Below are 1,286 nucleotides of genomic sequence, written 5' to 3'. Positions count from 1 at the left end.
TTCGGCCCGGCGTGGGCGGACGTCGACCGCAACGGCTGCGACACCCGCAACGACATGCTGGCCCGCGACCTGGCCGGGGAGCGGTTCAAGCCCGGCACCCATGACTGCGTGGTCCTCTCCGGGGTGCTCGATGACCCCTACACCGCCACCGAGATCCACTTCCTCCGCGGCCAGGACACATCCAACGACGTGCAGATCGACCACGTGGTCGCCCTGTCCGACGCCTGGCAGAAGGGTGCCCGGCAGCTCTCCGCGGACGAGCGGATCCGGTTCGCGAACGACCCGGTGAACCTGCTCGCCGTGGACGGACCGGCGAACGCCCAGAAGTCCGATTCCGACGCCGCCTCCTGGCTGCCACCGAACCGGTCGTTCCGTTGCGACTACGTCGCCCGGCAGATCGCCGTCAAGGCGGAGTACGCACTCTGGGTGACCTCCGCCGAGAAGGACGCCATGATCCGCGTGCTCGACGGTTGCCCGGACCAGGCCCTCGCCACCCCAGAGTCCGCCGCGACCGCGTATCCGGTCATCACCCGTTCCACGCAGTCACCCGCGTCGACCCCGGTTCCGCCGGCCCAGGCGCCCAAGAGGACTCACACCCCGGAGTTGACCCCGAAGAAGGCCCAGACGCCTGCTCCCCGCAAGACCTACACCCCTGCCCCGCCCACTAAGACAGCGGCGCCCGTCTACTTCAAGAACTGCACCGCCGCACGCGCCGCCGGCGCGGCCCCGGTCCGCATCGGAGACCCCGGGTACGCCCGCCACCTGGACCGCGACGGTGATGGGGTCGGTTGCGAATGACCCTCCGGCGGCCCGGCCCGGTGACTCCAGCGCCTCCTGGCCCGGCCGGGCTCGTCGCCACCGTCCCGCTGTCCTGACACTGACGGCTCCTCCGGTCCCTGCGCGTCAGAGGGCGGCGGGCCCGGCCACGTGGTCGAACACCAAACTCGTCTGGGTGGTGGCCACGATGGGGTTTGAGGACAGGTGCTCGAGGACGAACTGGCGGATGTGCTCGGTGTCCCGCGCCGTGAGGTGGATCAGGAAGTCGTCCATCCCGGCGAGGAAGAAGTACTGCGTCACCTCCGGCACGGTCTTGAGCGTCTCGGCGAACGTCGCGATCTGCTGGCGGGCCCCGGGCCGCACGCGGACGCTGATCAGCGCCTCGATGCCGCGCCCCAGGGCCTGGGGATCCACGTCGATGGTGAAGCGCCGGATCACCCCGGACTGCTGCAGCGCCTTCATCCGGGCCAGGCACGTGGAGGGGGCCACCCCGAGGGCCTCGCTCAGGG

At 70.8% G+C, this 1,286-nt stretch carries 2 protein-coding genes; one reads left to right on the top strand and one right to left on the bottom strand.

Features of this window, described 5'->3' with window-relative positions:
* A partial coding sequence (locus Q0283_RS03295; protein WP_298042900.1) for a DUF1524 domain-containing protein occupies positions 1–798 on the top strand: 798 nt, incomplete at its 5' end.
* Positions 799–903: 105 nt separating this feature from the next.
* Here Q0283_RS03295 and Q0283_RS03290 read toward each other — a convergent pair.
* Positions 904–1,286: Lrp/AsnC family transcriptional regulator (locus Q0283_RS03290; RefSeq protein ID WP_298042897.1), on the bottom strand; the 383-nt coding region annotated here is incomplete at its 5' end.

The sequence above is a fragment of the uncultured Citricoccus sp. genome, assembly GCF_937871995.1.
GTDB lineage: Bacteria > Actinomycetota > Actinomycetes > Actinomycetales > Micrococcaceae > Citricoccus.
This window is presented reverse-complemented; position numbering and strand designations above follow the sequence as displayed.